The organism is Stenotrophomonas sp. LM091 (assembly GCF_001806305.1).
Lineage (GTDB): Bacteria > Pseudomonadota > Gammaproteobacteria > Xanthomonadales > Xanthomonadaceae > Stenotrophomonas > Stenotrophomonas bentonitica_A.
In genome coordinates this window covers 456,909-472,036 of record NZ_CP017483.1, presented here as the reverse complement: position 1 = coordinate 472,036, position 15,128 = coordinate 456,909, and the positions used below count along the sequence as shown (strand labels likewise).

Sequence of the window (15,128 nt, the reverse complement as noted above, 5' to 3'; positions counted from 1 at the left end):
CGGCCCAGTGGTGTCGATGCGATGTGCAGGGGCCGGATCGACCGGAGTGTCAGAGCGGGTAGGCGATGGTCGTCATGATGCTGTTCTCGGCTTGGCGTGAATCGAGCCGCGTGTGCTGGACGACGACTGGAACATCGGATTCGATGACGCACGAAAAACCCACGCCACGGGCACCGGGGCAGGCACCTCAAGATCGTTGAAGCGCTTGTGACACGTGCGCCGGGCGGGGACGGTGAAGCGGTAAGGGCCCTGCGGGTCGCGATCCTCGAAATACAGGGTCAGGGTGATCGCCGCATCGGTGGAGCCGGTGTTGAGGATGCAGCAGGTCTCGTGGCTTTGCAGCTCTGGTTCCGGCCCGTTGCTCCACGCAGGGATGTAGCCCTCGGCGATAGCCCAGCACCGCCGACCGAGGGACGTGGGCTCCTTGAGGTTCATCCGCGAGGTCCTCTTGGCTTGGCGCCCCCGGCAGCCCATTGTGAGATGAGGGCAGCACTGCCGACGGCAATGGCGTCTTCCACGGCTCCGGTGCTGCTTTGACCGTAGCGGGCGATCGCCCGCATGCGCAGGTTGAAGGTCACGTAGGCCATACCAACGGCGGCACCAGCACCCAGAAGCGCGCCAAGCTTTCGCTGCCGATGGGGAGCGAGCGCAGCGCCTGCAATGAGCCCGGTAGCGACGCGGGCAACCATGCCTGCCGGAACGATGCGGTCGGGGGCCGTTTTCATCTTGTCACCAACGAGCTCTCCGCCTGCCAATGCGAGCATCCCTGCTGAGGCGAGCTTGTTGGCCAGAAGGCGAGGGGCACCGTTGTCGGCGGGCAAGTTACCGCTCCGCGCGGCATTGGTCACTGCGGCCAAAGGGGTCATCGCGCGCATTCCCGCGACGGCTCCCATCAAAATCGAATGGATCAAGGCCATCTGGCTCTCCTGAATAGGGTGGAATCGCCGGACCCGGCCCTCAGGGCTTTGCCGGACGCTCGTAATCTTCCGGTTTGGCGGTGTGCTCCGCCTCAGGCATGTCCTTGTCTTTCCACGTGGCGTCATCGTTTCGGAGCTTGTCCGGGGTGTGCGCTTTGTCCTGGTCATCCACTTCGGCGCCGGGATTGAGGGGCAGTTTGCTCATGGGTCGCTCCGTGTTTGGTATCGCCCTCTATGCTGCTCCCGCCGCCATGAGAACGGCGTTTGGGCGGGCTCCACATTTTCACCACGCTGCGGTCACCGTCTGGCTACGTCGCCGCGGGTATCTGTTCGTCGTTACGGGCGGAGGACCTTACGATGCACGGACCGACCAGGGAGGGCCTGCGGTGATCGCAGTGATAGTGCCGGCCCACAACGAGGCAGCAGACATCGGCCGCTGCCTGGAATCAATCACCGTGGCTGCCAGGCATCCTGGACTTCGAGGCGAGCCCGTAGTTGCAGTCGTGGCGCTGGATTGCTGTACCGACAAAACGCCCGACGTGTGTTTGCACCACGGTGCCTTGTCCATCTCGATTGAAGCACGGTGCGTGGGCGTGGCACGTGCGGCGGCTGCCAACCATGCCCTGGGCTTGGGCGCGCGCTGGATAGCCAGCACTGACGCCGATACGCATGTCCCGTCTGACTGGCTCTGGAAACAAGCGAACTTTGGGGCCGATGCGTTTTGCGGGGTAGTGGAGGTGCGTGACTGGCTTGATTACCCGGCTGCCGTGCGCCAAGCATTCGCAGGGCGCGAGCATGCGCGCGACGGCCATCGCCATATCCACGGCGCCAACTTAGGCGTCAGCGCTGCCGCTTATCAAAAGGCGGGCGGCTTCCCACCGCTGGTCACGGGCGAGGATGTGGCGCTGGTTCAGGCACTTCAGCGCTCGGGAGCAACGATCGCTTGGCGAGCTCGACCAGGGGTTACCACAAGTGCCCGCCGGTCAGCCAGGGCACCCCACGGGTTCAGTGGCTTCCTGCGTGCCTTGGAGCGCGAAGTGCTCGAAGCGAGCGCGGGGGTGTTGCCATCGCGGGAACTGGTGCGATGACGCCGAGGCCGGAGGCAGGTCCAGACCACTCGTGGATGGCTCTGCTGTCCGGTCGCCGTATGCGGTGATCCGTACCGGTGAACCCGGTGACTCCCGGTTGATGGCGCGGGGACTTGGCTCTTACCGGAGAGTCATCGTCGGCGCCCCTGACTATTTCCAGCGCACGGGAGTGCCGCAGCGACCGGAAGACCTGGCCGACCGCGCCTGCCTGCTGTACCGGTATCCCAGCACCGGCAAAACCGACGTATGGCCGTTGAGCAGGGACGGGCGGCCGCTCACCATGGATCTGTCAGGCAGCATGGTGATCAACTCCTTGGACCCGCAGATTTGCTTTGCCGAACAAGGTCTCGGTATTGCCTGCATCCCTGACATCGCCGTGCGTCGTCAACTCGACGAAGGCCAACTGATCACTGTGCTGGACGACTATAACCAGGACCACACCGCGTTCCGGATACTGTGGCCTTCAGGTCGCTACCTGTCGCCCAAGCTCAGGGTGTTCGTAGACTTCATCGTGCAGAACTTGTTTCCGCTTTGATTGCAGGAATTGCGCGATATGGAGGGCTTTATGCATGTCGCCGCGCACAGGCGGAAATAGCAGGGACATGCGCCGCTGTGTTCGAATACATCTTAGGTTCCTCGTCTAGCCGTTCTCTGAACTAACCTTGAAAGCTCACCAGAAGCGAAACGCCGCCCCGTCGTTTGGCGTCTACATCACCCCGGCACGCAGCCGTACTGCCGTATTCGACTCGAGCACTAGGGGTCGACTACTTGAGCCAACGACGAAAATTTCTGCTATTTACCGCATTTGCTTTTTAAACGCGTCAGCATAGCGCCTTTAAGATTTTGTTCGATAACACCGTGGAAAGTTTCCGCGACCCCATTGATTACAAGCTCACCGCCGATCAAAGCATGGGTAATACGGATGCGTAGTGAGCCGCCTTCGTCGATCTCCGTCCCGCTAAACTTCTGCTTTCTGTTGTTTTTTCCGTCACCGAGGATGTAGAAGAAGACAATATGACAACACTTGGACAGGTCCAAGAGACGTTCGAACGTAGCCTTGCTAGGGAGGTGAGTGTCAACGATTTCTATGATCACTGATGGTTGCAACCCATTCGGCGCGAAGACCGTGTTGCTGCTACCTGCAAGGTCTGGTCTGATTCGCAATCGATCAGGGAAGATGATGGACGCTTCCGAGAACCAATTTCTGCCTAAGCCTTGTGGAAATGCGACGAGCGTCTTCTCCGTTTTGACACCACCATCGAAGTAGTTGGTGAAGAAACTGACCTTGTCCCCGGCCGCGCGCAGGTCCACCAGGAGTTCAGTGATGAGCGCATCGTGGCGTGCGCTACGCGGGTGCCGTGGCGCGTCCTTGACCGCCGTGCCCGATCCCAAGCGACGGAAATGCGGCGAGTTCGCATTCCGCACAGGCACGAGCATATCTCCAGCGGCGTCTACCAGAGGTTCGTTCAGCATCACCTGATAAGCCGAATCGTCAAAGATCTGCGATGCAAGGTATGTCTCACTTGTGATCGTTCCAAGGGCTGTAAATGCCATGCTGTCAGGTCAGGGATGAGGGGCCATGACCTTGGCACGGTTTGTCGCTTCACTACAACCGGCTTGGTGTCCGGGTAGCCCCTTGGAGAGTGGCGGTTGCCTGATCGAGGGCGGTCCGCTCGTGGTTGATGATGCGCCGCCGCAAGAGATCAAAGAAGAGAGTGTCGTGGTGCGCGGAGCAAGAAGCGGCAAGTCGGGATTCATGCGCCCTCCAGTCCAGTTTAAGATCGCCTTGGATATGCAAGAAGAATGACTTGTACGCGTCCACAATGTCCCCATCTCTCATCAGGCATGAATCTCCAGACGTCATCGACCAATGGCGAATTGCCGAAGAGAGTGCATCGTCAGGACTGAGATAAAGCGCCAGGGCATCCTCCACGCTTGCCTCTGCCACGAATGCCCATGTCACACGCTGCGCCCACCATCGCCAAAGTTCGATAAGTGTTTCGAACGTATGGGTCTCGGTACGCTCGTCGACGAAGCGGAGTGACCATTGGCGCTGATCGTTGTCTTGGTGTGTCCATAGCAGCCACCCACGTTCCCAGAAGTGCTCGACCAAGCGACTTGAGAGCGCTCTCTTGCGAGGGGTCGAAATACCGATCTCGGACGGGCCTTTTGGGCGAAGCTTTGCCTTAAATGATCTGCTCACGGGTACATCCTAGTCTCCTTGCCCAGTCGTTCTCTGAACTGTCCGCGCACGTAGACAGGCAGTGACACAGAGGGCTGGTAGTGAGCCATGGCTTCAATCTGGATCTTCCTGACATTGCTGGCTGACTTGTGCACGTAATTGTCCTGGAGCACGGGCGCCTTCTTGTTGAGGGCGTGGCCGGTGATCAGCGCAATGTGCTCAACTCTCACACCCTTGGCGTCTAGTTCGGTTGCAAGGGTATGGCGGAAGGCGTGTGAGCCGATCCCTTTGCCAAAGCCCAGTCCTCTCAAGTAGGCCGCGAATTGGTTGACGAAGGCTTGGCTATAGCGCCCGTTGACTTCGCCGGTCTTGCGGCACGTTCCTGCTGAGAGATGTGGGAACAGGCGAGGGTGGCCGCAAGCCTTCATGTCAGTCAGGAAGTCTAGGAATCCGGCTTGGATCAAGCTCTCGTGGATGGGAACTTTGCGAATGGCGCTCTTGCCTTTGAGGCTCTGCCGCGTGCGCTTGCCAGTGCTTTGGGCCAGGTCTTCGTCAACAGTCTTCTGGACTGAGAAGCACCAAACACCCTGATCTTGGACGATGTCGCACACCTTGAGCTGCGCGATCTCGTTAATGCGGGCCCCGGTGTAAAGCGCAATGAGCGGGCACCACCACCGATGGGGGTATTTCTTAGCCCAAGGCACGAAGTTGTCGGGGTTGAAGATCTTCTGCACCTCCTCTTCTGAGAGCAGTCGCTCAGGTGCATCCTGATCAGTCAGAAGATCCTCGCGAGCCGGCTTGAACGCGTCCATAGGCGAGTGCGGAATGGCGCGCGCTTTGACTAAGGTGTTGAAGAAAGAGGCCAGGAAGCGCCGATGCAGTTCGAGCGTTGCGTTGGCCGGCTGTGGGCGTCCTTGGCGCTGGCCCCAAGTGATGAGTGCCTGGACGGCGAGCCCTTGGAGCTTCGGGCTTGTCATGAAGTCTTCAGGAGCCCAGCGCAGCAAGTCCCACATTGCGTAGATCGAGGCGTGATCGATGCGCGAAACAGACGTATTGCCTGTGACGCGTTGCAAGATGGCCAGGGTGCGGCGATAGGCATCGATTGTGGTGGTGCGAAGGTTCTGTCGCTCTTTGTCTTTAAGGAAATCATCGACCTCTTCAGAGAGAAGACGGGCAGGGGTCGCCAGCGGAAGCGGCTCTGGATAGCGCGTGCCGTTGCGCCGAAGTCTCCGGAGCTTTTCGCTGTGATCGTAGGTTGCCTGAACCAGATCTTGGAGATGAAGCGCGCCAGCTCTGTCCTGGACGAAGATGTCGTGAAATTCGACTTTGCCAATTCGAATGCTCTTAATGGCGAGCTGGCCTTTAGGGTGCTGCAAGTAGTGGTGAAGTTTTGGTTGTTGGAATTGCATCTACAGTCCGGAATAAGAAGGTAGATTGTTGATAAGGTGTGGCTGTTATCTGTCAATGCAAAAACAAGACAGAAATATTGGCCGGTTGATTGCCTAATGTAAGCAAGTTCAATGGCCAAAAATGTGCGCCATTCTTGGGTTTGCTTATGTCGTCAATTTTAATCAGGGGCTATACGTCGCAGTGCTCTCGGTGATTGATTTCTAACTCAAACCATAAATGCGCGTGTAGTGTTTAAAAGTAACAAAAGCCAGATAAATGAGACTTATGTCTCGGCGTGAAAATGAACTCAGGGTAAATGGCGGGTCATTTGCCTAAAGTAAATATACTTAAGAAGGCAGTTAGGCAATCTGAAATTAGTGCGCCTCAAGGCGGGCGAGAGTCGCGGCGCTGGCCGTGCTATCTTGAGACATAACAAGCGAAAAAATCCGGCGGCCTGCGGTGTTTCCTGGGTAGCTTGGCTTTGGCCCAAGGCGTAAACGTCTGACCCGTGCACCACCCCCTCAAGTTGCGGAGAGGGCATGTTGACAGGCATTGATCAGACGCTAGGTTAGGTAGGGGAGCACACCATGACCTACGCTGTCTTTGAACAATGCCATTGGACGCCTGATCTTCTGCCCCTCGTCAGGGGTCATACGGTCGATATGCGATTGCTCTCGCGGAGCTCTAGGGTGCATGTCAGGACTCTAATCTCGCCCGCGGCCCGCTGTATAGCCAACGAACAGTTCGATACGCCTGTACGGGCCGTCAGACGGCGTGACGTCGCAGCGCTCATTAAGATGATTGGCCAATTGCATGAGGCTGCCCGCTGTGATCGGGCGCTCACCGAGGCCTGCGAGAGAGGTTTCCTGGGAGGTGTGCGAGTGCTTATAGGCCGAGCGAGCACGTCTTGGAGGATGGAGCACGGGTTTCTCTTGGCCGCCGAGAGAGGTCACACGCGCGTGGCTTTGTTTCTACTCCGTCAAGGACTGTCAGATGTCGCTCGATTTTGCTCCAGAGGAGCTGCACTGGCATTTCCGTGGGGCCATCGCACGACGGCAAGAGCTCTGGTGCGCGTTGCTCTGTCCACACAGTCGGATGATCATCGCGCCTTTATGAGTCTGCTTTCCATAACGAACAGGACGGGCGATGCTCACCTAAGCCAAGCGATCCTTGAGAGGGCACTGATCCCCGATGCGGAATACGCGATGCGAGCAGCGCTCTTGAACGGTCAGTGGGAGTGCGCCCTCGTAACCTGGAACTATCTCAACGAAAAGGGTAAAGCAGACACCGAGCGATACTACGAGCGGCAGTTGGCCCAGATGCAAGCTTGGCACGAGCACTTAGTGCTCGCACAAAGCCAAGCTCACGCTGACCTGGCAATGCCATCTATCCGCCGAATTTAGGCTTTCGCTGGGCAGTTGCAGAAGATGCATATTTTCTTGCCAACTCGTCATCAAGCCATGAACGATGCAGCACAGTCGCAAATTGGGAGAATGCCTCGGAAATCAAGCTAGGATTCATCTGGCGTGCGCTCTCCAAGGGTAGCCAATCGGCCGAAGCTATCAAGGTCTCGTAATCACGTAACCCCAAGGATGCCAAGTCCCCCTCAGCGAGTAATGGGGCTTCCTCGTCGGATTTGCCAAGGCTCAGTTGGCCTGAAATGAAGGTCAAGGTTTCCGCCACTTCCGCCGTGCCTTCTCCGCTACGCCCCGTGATAAGCCAGGAGATCGTGAGCGCGGTCTGGAACGCTGTGTAGTTCCAGACCAGCATTTTTGTTGAAAGAAGCTGATAGGGCCGATCCAGCGGAAAGTGCAGGATAGATTGCACTTCATCGATGCGCTCGGTTTGCTCCGGAGTGAACATGCTTGCATCCTTTCTAGGCTAATCCAGAACCCCGAGCATACAGTGGCCACGCGTTGGCTGCTCAGGCGCACAGACCAGAAGGGAATGGTGCGATTGATTGGGGATTGGGTGCGCCTCAGAGCGGCGTTGCCTTGAGATGGCGAGTGCGTGGCTTCGCGGCAGGACGTTGGCTTTCACGCTAGGAAGCGGCAGGGGCGCTTCCATTCCGGATGCCAGGAGGTATAAATCGGCTCTTGTTACACGGCGAGCCCATGCTGTCTTGGCTTGGAAGGGCGCCGTCAGTGAGCGTTTGCAGCTGGGAGCTGTTCCCGCTCACAAGGGCTAGCATCAGTTTTACTGCGGCCTTTTCGCAACCGGGACGATCTCGTTAAGCTCGCCGAGAACAGCATGCCCGAGGTCCGGGTCAAAATCTCCAGCAATCATTACCATAATTTGGACCACCATCATCGCAATGGCTTCAGCGTGATTTAGCACCTCGATGATGAGCTCCGGCGGGAACGCGGGGCCGACGCTCTCCCCCTGCGTATAGGCACCAACCATCTGGCTTCCTGCGTGCGTAAAGCTATGGAACTTGTCCCAGGCATTTGCGTGCTGTTTGCTAAACAAAGGGAACTCATCAAAGGGCGGGACCTGTTCGATCTGTTCGGCGAGATTGACTTTGGGGAGCTTGTCTTTGGTGATGAACGTTTGGACTTGGTCGTCCGTCGCGCAGAGTGCAATCCAGGCGCCTCGTTTGAGTGCCTCATTCATTGGCCGGAGTAGTGCAAATGCTGATCCGGACAGTTCGATGCCATGGTGGTAGAGGAGCGAATTGATGCTCGCAGCATGATCGAATGAGACCCTGAGCAGCGTCCATGCCACCATATATTTGTCTGGCAGGCCAGCTGGCAGGCTAAGGCGGTTGGCGAGCACGCCTGCGGCATTCAAGGTTCCCGCAGTTCTCTTGGCGTAGTCTTGGATGGAAGTAGGGGGATTACCTGGATTGTTCATTTCACCGCCTAAGCTCTTATCGGAAGGGGAAGTCACCGCGCCCCGGACGTCAAGCTCTGCGTCCTCGCGATCCAGTATTGCAGTATTCCCCGGGTTGCCGGGTTGTGCTTCAATCCGGCCAGCTCGCCGACGCATCTGCTCGACGTTATCTGGCTCCCCGCCGTTCAGTTCCTCGGGACGGGCTGTTTGCTTCGGTCTAGCAAGAGCGTGTCGGCGGGTCGCCCCGACCTGTGTAGTTTTCGTCAAAACGGCTACTATTGCGGGAGTCCTTGACGTCGAATGCTCTAGGGGGAGCGCATGACCATTCACAGGCTTATATTTCTGCTCGGTTCCATCATCCTGCCGTTCACTGCGGCTGGTTCCCAGCTGTTCGCTGTAACTCCCAGCGGTATGCCGGAGGCGGTCTTCCCAAGCAAGGCCTCGGTGGCGGTTTCGCGCTTGTCGAGCAAATGCATGGACGTCCAGTGGACGGTCGTAAGCAGCGGCGATACAGAAGTTGTTTGCGAGTCGCCATTGAGCACCGGCCAGTCCATCATGGGGCAGATGCTGCTCGGGAACAGCTACTCCACACCGCCACGGCGTTTCTTCCGCTTTAACGTCAGTGAGATTTCCGGAGTATCGCGCGTCCAGGTGTCAGGTTGGCTGGAGACCCAGATGGCATTCGGCCAGATGCAGCGTGCTCCTTTCTCCGGGGCGGATTTTCATAACAGCATCATGAACTTCCTAATCAGCGCTGGAGGCTCGTTTCCCGCAGGAACGACGTTCCCTAACCACGCCGTGCTAGGAGTCTTAGGACAAGTCGCTCCGCGCGGCAGGCACGCCGGCTACGTGGTGAGTGAGGTGACGCCGGGTGCAGCTGCGGACCGAGCGGGCGTCAAGGCAGGAGACGTTATTACTTCAGTGGCGGGAAAGAAGTTCAAGGCCGAAGGTGACTTCTTGGACGGCTTGGAAAAAGCGACCAAGGCACCGACCTATCAGCTCGACGTGACGCGCAGCGACTCTGCACTTACGTTCACCGTCGAGCGTGACTACCGCCCCACAACCACTCAGGTCGTCAAGGCGGTAGAGGAGTCCGCAAATGCAACGGTCCCTATCGCAACACCCCTATCGGTCGCTGATGAACTGGCGAAGCTTCTGAAGCTGAAGGAGCAAGGCGTCTTGACCCAAGCCGAGTTCGATGCTCAAAAGAGCAAGCTGTTGAGCCAATGAGCATGCGGCGTGGCTGGCTTGACGGTTAGGTGGGGAGCCTCTTTGCCGCGGGGTTCGGCCGACGAGAAAGTGCGGTCCGCTTCGGTCGCTAAGCCCGTTCCACTGGCCCGGCGCCAGTGGGCGTTCCTGGTGTGCGCGCCCTTGGCAGTGAATATCAAGAGCGGGCCGCCAAGCTCTACAGCGTCGTTAACTGGCACTGGCTGTTTCGAGTGAATGGTGTATGGACCGAGAAATCTATCTCGGTGGGCTTGCGATCCCGTGGAACCCGCTTGGATGAATGACTTCTCCGATATTGCCCCGTTGCAGCTCACCCAACGGGAGGTGCAGCGCCTCTTGGGCCGGTGCCTTCTGCGCATTCAACAGTACGAACGTTTAATCAAAGCCATCGTGGCGCATCATGAGGTCTGTGGACCCATATCGTCCCTGGATGCAATCCGGTCCGCTCGTATCGCTGACGCGTCAACAAAGAGCCTGGGGCTCTTGGTCGGAAAACTTGTGGGGTCCTATCTGGTCCATGGTTCTGGGCGCGACACCGACCTGCCCGACCCTGGTTCTGGTGAGGTCGCAACGGTTCGAATGCAGCTCCGGCTTGAAATGGGCGCTGAGGACTTTGAGCGGACCCAAGCGGATCTCAAAGATCTGGTAAGGCTCCGAAACGACTTGGTCCATCACTTCATTGATCAGCACGACATTTGGACTGTGCCGGGCTGTGCGCGCGCCGAGCAAGCGTTGCTCACCGCCTACTCTCGTATTGATCATCATTTCGAACAGTTGCGTAGCTGGGCTGAGAACATGGAGCAAGCGCGCCAGCTTGCTGCCGAGTTCGTCCAGTCTGAGGTCTTCCGCGACCTGGTGATCAACGGTATTGCCCCCGATGGCTCAGTTGACTGGCCCAGTTCAGGCATCGTTCGACTGCTTAGAGAGGCGATGTCTGAGTTGTCCGTGGATGGTTGGACATCCATCGCCAACGCTGAGCGCTTTATTCAGGCGCGAGATCCCGAACAGTTGCCAGTGAAGTACGGATGCCGCACCTTGAAGCAGGTCGTGCATCAATCTCGGCTCTTCGAGCTTCAATACCAGGAGCGATATGGCAGGCGTGAGGCCTGCTTTAAAGATCGTGCACGCAGATCGTCTTGATCAGGTCCGTCGAATCGCATTGGCGTTCATCGACTGGCGAATAGGCCACGGTTGTCAATTATTTTTGAGCTTCAACTGCCGGGCATTGGGCCCGTCGAGCATGAGACGGGGCTTTATGGGGTCGTTCACTCGATGGATCGGAGCACCAAGCCCGGCCCAAGCGTCGTAACGAGCTCTACTCGTAGGCTCTTCCGGCCGACGATCACCGCTAGCAAGGGGCGATTGTCTTTGCGATCGTTCGCTAAACGTCGCCACTCAGAACGATCCAGTGAGGAGGGCGTAGGGTGATCTTCGGGATGCGTATGCCACTCCCCAAGATAGCGAACCGTGCCTTGACTTGCCTTCCATCGGGCCAGAGCAATGCCTGCATGTCCAAGAGGCGTTCGTTCGAACAGATATCGAAAGCGCCTGTCCCATTTCGTCGGTGCCGTTGCTTCATCGATCAGCAAGTGGACGCCATGGACAGTCCCCAGCAGCAGTCCACCTGCTTCGCAGTCTGTGTCACGGTGCTGGATGTGGTTGTTGAACACGTCAAGTGTGGATGCAGAGAAGCTCAGCAGCATCTTGCGATCGGGGCTGCCCCAGGAACTCATGAACGGCATATTGGACACTCTGCATCCGGTTGAAGGTCACAATCTGCGGCGGCTGCAGTTTGGGTCGTATCCAGAACTCTGGTGCGCAGCGTGGGCGACGATTTGCCATTGACCCAGTCGAGCACCAAGTCCATGGCCAGGCTGGCCGCCTGCACGGAAACAGAGGCGGGGAAGGGCACATAGAGCCCCTCGCAGCCATGTCCTGCCAGAAGCAAGGGCACGTCCCCGACCACTGAACGAAGTTCACCCCGCCGGTTGCCGTGCCACAGGCATCGATAGCAGCCTGCGCTGACGTCTTCCGTCCGGATCATTGCTCGGACGGCAGTCCCCGGGCCCTCAATCCAAGCAGAGATCATGGGAACGGTGCGAGGTGTCGTATCGCAGAGCCAGTGGCCCAGTGACTCCTCGCCAGTTGCGTCGATCAACAGGTCAAAATCATCGAGCGCAAGCTGCCGAGCATCCCTTTGGATGGCCTCAACTTCAATCCCAGGAGAGAGGCGTTGAAGTTCATCGACCATGGCAACAGCCTTGTTTTTCAGCAGATGTGAAAAACCCAGGCGATGTCGGCCCAAATTCTGAGGGAGCAACTTGTCAAAGTCGACCAGCGTCAACTTGCCGCCAACTGTGCCAGCGCCCGCCTTGCAGAGCATCTCCGCGAGATAGCCGCCGATTGTGCCGCATCCAATCAGTCCGACGCGTTTTCCAGCGAGGGTCCTCATGCCTGGAATGTTGCGCTGAGCCAGGTACTGATCATCGATGCGCATTGCCGTCAGGAGCAGCACTTTGAGGCCAAAGGTGGTGTCTCGTCTGTCCGCGAGCTTAACCTTCGCTTTGCTGCGGTCATAGATGACAGCAAATCCGTAGGTCATGAGCGGTGAGTCGATGAAGATGAGGATGCAAATCCGCTTCTCTCGTTCGCCCAGCTGGATGCGTTCATGGATCTTGCGACGGCAACTCCGATCAAGCTGACTTTGCCACTCCAAGATGTCATTGACGGTCTTAGGGGGCCACGATCGGGGGTTGGGGCGTGGCATTGCGGTCGTCTTGATTCGATACGTAGGTGGTGGGCTTCTAGTCACCTTCAAACCAAGAAGGTCGATCTTCTTTGTGGTGCGCTCAACGCTATCGGTGATGAACCAATGCAAGCCGTCGTCGCCTTCTGCGATCAAGCAGTGCTGGCGCCCGGGGATATCTCCGAGGACGTCGAACAAGCAGTTAGGTCCATTCCAATAGGCGAAAAATTCCTCCACAAGATCCTCGACCAGCTCGCCTTTTGTGATTTGGCAAAGCACACGGTCGGCCTGGTCCAAGCACGCAATCGTTTGGCCCACTGGGTCGAAAATGTTGAGGACGATGGAGCCTGGGGCGAGGTAGCAAAGATCCCCGTAGGCGCCAATGTGAGGCACCGCAGCCGGGAAGTGTTTCGGAATGTCCAGCAAGCGAACACGAGGAAGTGCAAAGAAGTCAGGATCCAGCGCAACTTCGCAGCGGATACCTTGTTCGGATGCGTTCCGGGCGAGCTCACCGGTCAAGGTGAACCACCCGTCAGCATCCTTCCCTGAGTAATGGAAGCCCCTTTCTTTGAGGGCTTCAATCACTTCGCTGGCCCGCGCCCGCTTCATCCAGCCTTCGTCCTGCCAACAAGCTCACTCGGGCCTGCCGAGGGGCGGTAGCTAAAATGGTCGCCTTAACGCTGCTGACCTTCACGCGGTCAGGCTCGTCGGGGAAGCGCGATCCGAATTCCTTGCGCAGCCACGAGCATGCTTGCGCGGCGTTAGACGCGTCGATCGAGCCGCGCAGGGCAACCTCCAAGGCTTCAAACGCCTTGGCGGCCTCTTCAACCCCGTCCTTACCAAGGCGGGCGGTGAAAGACTCGGACGACTCAACTGGGTTGCTAACGCCGTCGCGTAGTCGATCCGGCAGGGCAGAGACCACATCTAGAAGTGCAAGGTCATCTCGACGCTCCCGCTTCTCAAACAACGGCGCCGCCGCTGCCATGAGCAGAATGGAGGAGGGGCCTTTGGTCGGCCAGTGCCAGTCTCGGAACGCTTTCAAGTAGCGAACCACGCGCTGGAATTGCTCACCCTTTTCCTCGACCTCGTTCAGAAACCAAGCCTTGATAGGCCGCGGATCAGAGGCAACCCAATCATCGACACCATGCGCAAGGAGAACCTTGTCTTTGGGCAGTGCTGACCAGGCGTCACGCTCGGCCTTGATAGCAGCCTCAGCAATGGAATCAAGGGCGTGATGCTCCATCGTTGCTTTGGCGAGGGAGGTGAACTCTTCGTCAGGAATGGCGTAGAGCGGAACATCGATATGGGCGTGCTCGGCGATCACCATGCGAATGCACGTAGGCTTTTCCGTGAGCTCCCAACCCATACGATCGGCGAGTGGTGCAAGGGCTTCCTTCGCGGCATTGAAGAACACGCGGGCCGCAATGCTTGGCCTTTTGGTCTCAGATACAAAGCTCAGCGGAAGGTAGCAGCCGTCATCCAAGTCCGCCTGTTGGGGCGGCTGCGCCGGGGCATTGATCGTCTTGTAGGCCCAGGAGCCTTGGGTAAAGAAGCGCGGTTCCGGGACATCTTTGGTGTAGCCGCGTTCGCGAAGCACCCGAGGAATGCCGGCGCGGAGACAGTTCCGAACCTCAACACGAGCGTCGGAAATCACAGAGCGCTGAGCGGGAGTGAGATCAAGCGCTTCGCGCAGGCACGAGTTGCCATCAACAGTGGTGTGGAACAGTGAGCTCAGGTCTAGCATGACGTCTCCGGCGTATTCTTGTTGGGGCCGTGATAGAAGATGGGGCTCGGAGCATGATGGTTCCGGAAGGGCAGGAAATCTGCATCTCCCAATGCCCTCTGGGCCGCATGGACGCCGCGATCGCGCAGCGTGTTGGTTGCGCCGATAGACACGCGATCAAGGGCCTTAACGTCCCGGCTTTGGTCGGGCGTAGCCTGGTCATCGATCTGGTAATACTGCTTGCCCAGTGATTGCTTGAGCATGTAGTCGACGGATGATTCTTGGGCAGAGATCACAAGGTCGAACAATCCTCCACCCCATCGGCCAAAGCCTCGATCCAGGTCCGCCCCGCCGCGAACGGTGGCGCCAATGGTCATGGTGCCAATGGACAGCACGCGGATGATTGCTTGTGGGTCAGGCGCCAAGAACGTTCTGATCTCATGAAGCCCAAACAGACCAGGTGCATTACCAACAAGCCCACCGTCTGCATAGACGCCTCGACTGTTGCGCGAGAGTGGGAAGTAGACAGGTGCAGCTGCGGTCGCTAGGGCTACGTCCACCACCGACATGTGGTGGTCGAGCTCAAAGGAGGGGTGGTGGGGCGTCTTGAAGAACTGACCGCGGCCGGTGGAGTAGTTCACCGCAGGAATGAGGACCCGATGTTTAAGGTCGCCGACCAAAGTGTCGCCAAATCGGTCTTGAAGCACGCCCTTGAGCCCGGCCGAATCGTGCTTTGCCTTCAACCAGAACCCGAGCAGCCGGCGACCCAGGCTGCGGCAGCCAAAGATCTTGCTGCCGTGATCCTCAAAGAGCCCTTTAAGCTCGGCAGCGGGAATATCCGCCGCCAAGCCCAGGGCCAGCATCCCTCCTGCTGACGTGCCGCAGATCAGGTCAAAGTGCGAGGCAATCGGCCTGCCCATCACCTTTTCGAGCTCTGCCAGTACCGTGGCGGTGTAGAGGCCGCGATACCCGCCCCCCGAGAGGGCGAGCACATGGTAAGTAGGAGGAGGGGTGCTAACCATTG

General features: G+C 58.2%; 15 protein-coding genes and 1 pseudogene. 5 read left to right on the top strand and 11 right to left on the bottom strand.

All coding sequences use genetic code 11. The features are described 5' to 3' along the window. Nucleotides 1–49: 49 nt before the first annotated feature. From BIZ42_RS02080 to BIZ42_RS19665, 3 genes and pseudogenes are all read right to left on the bottom strand, one after another. Nucleotides 50–435: pseudogene (locus BIZ42_RS02080) on the bottom strand (sensory rhodopsin transducer). Further along, a complete protein-coding gene (locus tag BIZ42_RS02075; protein ID WP_019184246.1) occupies nt 432–917 on the bottom strand; it encodes a hypothetical protein in 486 nt (161 codons plus the stop codon). The pseudogene BIZ42_RS02080 and the gene BIZ42_RS02075 overlap by 4 nt, the downstream one beginning before the upstream one ends. Nucleotides 918–957: 40 nt before the next feature. After that, nucleotides 958–1,122, bottom strand: a complete 165-nt coding sequence (locus tag BIZ42_RS19665; RefSeq protein ID WP_019184245.1) for a hypothetical protein — start codon at nt 1,120–1,122, stop codon at nt 958–960. A 181-nt stretch (nt 1,123–1,303) separates the two neighbouring features. Between BIZ42_RS19665 and BIZ42_RS19195 the strand changes: the two genes are divergently transcribed. Beyond that, complete coding sequence (locus BIZ42_RS19195; RefSeq protein ID WP_083279770.1) at nt 1,304–2,005, top strand: glycosyltransferase; 702 nt, start codon at nt 1,304–1,306, stop codon at nt 2,003–2,005. Nucleotides 2,006–2,036: 31 nt separating this feature from the next. Beyond that, nucleotides 2,037–2,540 (top strand): LysR substrate-binding domain-containing protein, encoded by a 504-nt coding sequence (locus tag BIZ42_RS02070; RefSeq protein WP_019184244.1) that lies wholly within the window; start codon nt 2,037–2,039, stop codon nt 2,538–2,540. Between the two features lie 257 nt (nt 2,541–2,797). Here BIZ42_RS02070 and BIZ42_RS02065 read toward each other — a convergent pair whose 3' ends face one another. Continuing rightward, complete coding sequence (locus BIZ42_RS02065) at nt 2,798–3,559, bottom strand: hypothetical protein (RefSeq protein WP_070425405.1); 762 nt, start codon at nt 3,557–3,559, stop codon at nt 2,798–2,800. A gap of 25 nt (nt 3,560–3,584) precedes the next feature. On the opposite strand from BIZ42_RS02065, the gene BIZ42_RS19505 reads away from it, so the two are divergent. Then, nucleotides 3,585–3,812 (top strand): hypothetical protein, encoded by a 228-nt coding sequence (locus BIZ42_RS19505; RefSeq protein ID WP_156785668.1) that lies wholly within the window; start codon nt 3,585–3,587, stop codon nt 3,810–3,812. A 392-nt stretch (nt 3,813–4,204) separates the two neighbouring features. Here the strand turns inward: BIZ42_RS19505 and BIZ42_RS02055 are convergent, their stop codons facing one another. The 3 genes from BIZ42_RS02055 to BIZ42_RS19500 all read right to left on the bottom strand — a co-directional run bounded on the left by BIZ42_RS02055 (nt 4,205) and on the right by BIZ42_RS19500 (nt 8,429). Continuing rightward, entirely contained in the window at nt 4,205–5,596 is a 1,392-nt protein-coding gene (locus tag BIZ42_RS02055; RefSeq protein ID WP_237393551.1) for a site-specific integrase, read from the bottom strand. Between the two features lie 1,366 nt (nt 5,597–6,962). Further along, entirely contained in the window at nt 6,963–7,439 is a 477-nt protein-coding gene (locus BIZ42_RS02045) for a hypothetical protein (RefSeq protein WP_019184237.1), read from the bottom strand. A 333-nt stretch (nt 7,440–7,772) separates the two neighbouring features. Beyond that, entirely contained in the window at nt 7,773–8,429 is a 657-nt protein-coding gene (locus tag BIZ42_RS19500; RefSeq protein ID WP_156785667.1) for a hypothetical protein, read from the bottom strand. Between the two features lie 297 nt (nt 8,430–8,726). Here BIZ42_RS19500 and BIZ42_RS02035 point away from each other — a divergent pair, with 297 nt between their 5' ends. Together BIZ42_RS02035 and BIZ42_RS02030 are read left to right on the top strand one after the other, a co-directional pair. Then, complete coding sequence (locus BIZ42_RS02035; RefSeq protein ID WP_070425404.1) at nt 8,727–9,638, top strand: PDZ domain-containing protein; 912 nt, start codon at nt 8,727–8,729, stop codon at nt 9,636–9,638. A 273-nt stretch (nt 9,639–9,911) separates the two neighbouring features. After that, complete coding sequence (locus BIZ42_RS02030) at nt 9,912–10,775, top strand: OST-HTH/LOTUS domain-containing protein (RefSeq protein WP_156785666.1); 864 nt, start codon at nt 9,912–9,914, stop codon at nt 10,773–10,775. Nucleotides 10,776–10,900: 125 nt separating this feature from the next. On the opposite strand, the gene BIZ42_RS19190 is transcribed toward BIZ42_RS02030, so the two are convergent. Genes BIZ42_RS19190 through BIZ42_RS02015 form a run of 4 tightly spaced genes read right to left on the bottom strand, consistent with a single transcriptional unit; the run spans nt 10,901 to nt 15,126 of the window. After that, on the bottom strand, nt 10,901–11,377 hold the full coding sequence (locus tag BIZ42_RS19190; protein WP_083279769.1) for a Mov34/MPN/PAD-1 family protein: 477 nt from the start codon (nt 11,375–11,377) through the stop codon (nt 10,901–10,903). Then, the gene (locus BIZ42_RS02025) at nt 11,365–12,990 is read right to left on the bottom strand and encodes a ThiF family adenylyltransferase (protein WP_070425403.1); all 1,626 of its coding nucleotides are present in this window, start codon (nt 12,988–12,990) and stop codon (nt 11,365–11,367) included. The genes BIZ42_RS19190 and BIZ42_RS02025 overlap by 13 nt, the downstream gene beginning before the upstream one ends. Continuing rightward, nucleotides 12,959–14,125, bottom strand: coding sequence for a cyclic GMP-AMP synthase DncV-like nucleotidyltransferase (locus BIZ42_RS02020; protein WP_237393550.1), 1,167 nt, complete (start codon nt 14,123–14,125; stop codon nt 12,959–12,961). Before BIZ42_RS02020 ends, BIZ42_RS02025 begins: the two co-directional genes overlap by 32 nt. Beyond that, nucleotides 14,119–15,126 carry a CBASS cGAMP-activated phospholipase gene (locus tag BIZ42_RS02015; protein ID WP_070425402.1) on the bottom strand — a complete coding sequence of 336 codons (1,008 nt, stop codon included), beginning with the start codon at nt 15,124–15,126 and terminating at the stop codon, nt 14,119–14,121. The genes BIZ42_RS02020 and BIZ42_RS02015 overlap by 7 nt, the downstream gene beginning before the upstream one ends. Between the last annotated feature and the right edge of the window lie 2 nt (nt 15,127–15,128).

Coding starts and splice junctions, on each gene's coding strand:
- BIZ42_RS02075 (WP_019184246.1), bottom strand. CDS start 917: ATGGCCTTGATCCATTCGATTTTGATGGGAGCCGTCGCGGGAATGCGC.
- BIZ42_RS19665 (WP_019184245.1), bottom strand. CDS start 1,122: ATGAGCAAACTGCCCCTCAATCCCGGCGCCGAAGTGGATGACCAGGAC.
- BIZ42_RS02065 (WP_070425405.1), bottom strand. CDS start 3,559: ATGGCATTTACAGCCCTTGGAACGATCACAAGTGAGACATACCTTGCA.
- BIZ42_RS19505 (WP_156785668.1), top strand. CDS start 3,585: ATGACCTTGGCACGGTTTGTCGCTTCACTACAACCGGCTTGGTGTCCG.
- BIZ42_RS02055 (WP_237393551.1), bottom strand. CDS start 5,596: ATGCAATTCCAACAACCAAAACTTCACCACTACTTGCAGCACCCTAAA.
- BIZ42_RS02045 (WP_019184237.1), bottom strand. CDS start 7,439: ATGTTCACTCCGGAGCAAACCGAGCGCATCGATGAAGTGCAATCTATC.
- BIZ42_RS19500 (WP_156785667.1), bottom strand. CDS start 8,429: ATGAACAATCCAGGTAATCCCCCTACTTCCATCCAAGACTACGCCAAG.
- BIZ42_RS02035 (WP_070425404.1), top strand. CDS start 8,727: ATGACCATTCACAGGCTTATATTTCTGCTCGGTTCCATCATCCTGCCG.
- BIZ42_RS02030 (WP_156785666.1), top strand. CDS start 9,912: ATGAATGACTTCTCCGATATTGCCCCGTTGCAGCTCACCCAACGGGAG.
- BIZ42_RS19190 (WP_083279769.1), bottom strand. CDS start 11,377: ATGCCGTTCATGAGTTCCTGGGGCAGCCCCGATCGCAAGATGCTGCTG.
- BIZ42_RS02025 (WP_070425403.1), bottom strand. CDS start 12,990: ATGAAGCGGGCGCGGGCCAGCGAAGTGATTGAAGCCCTCAAAGAAAGG.
- BIZ42_RS02020 (WP_237393550.1), bottom strand. CDS start 14,125: ATGCTAGACCTGAGCTCACTGTTCCACACCACTGTTGATGGCAACTCG.
- BIZ42_RS02015 (WP_070425402.1), bottom strand. CDS start 15,126: ATGGTTAGCACCCCTCCTCCTACTTACCATGTGCTCGCCCTCTCGGGG.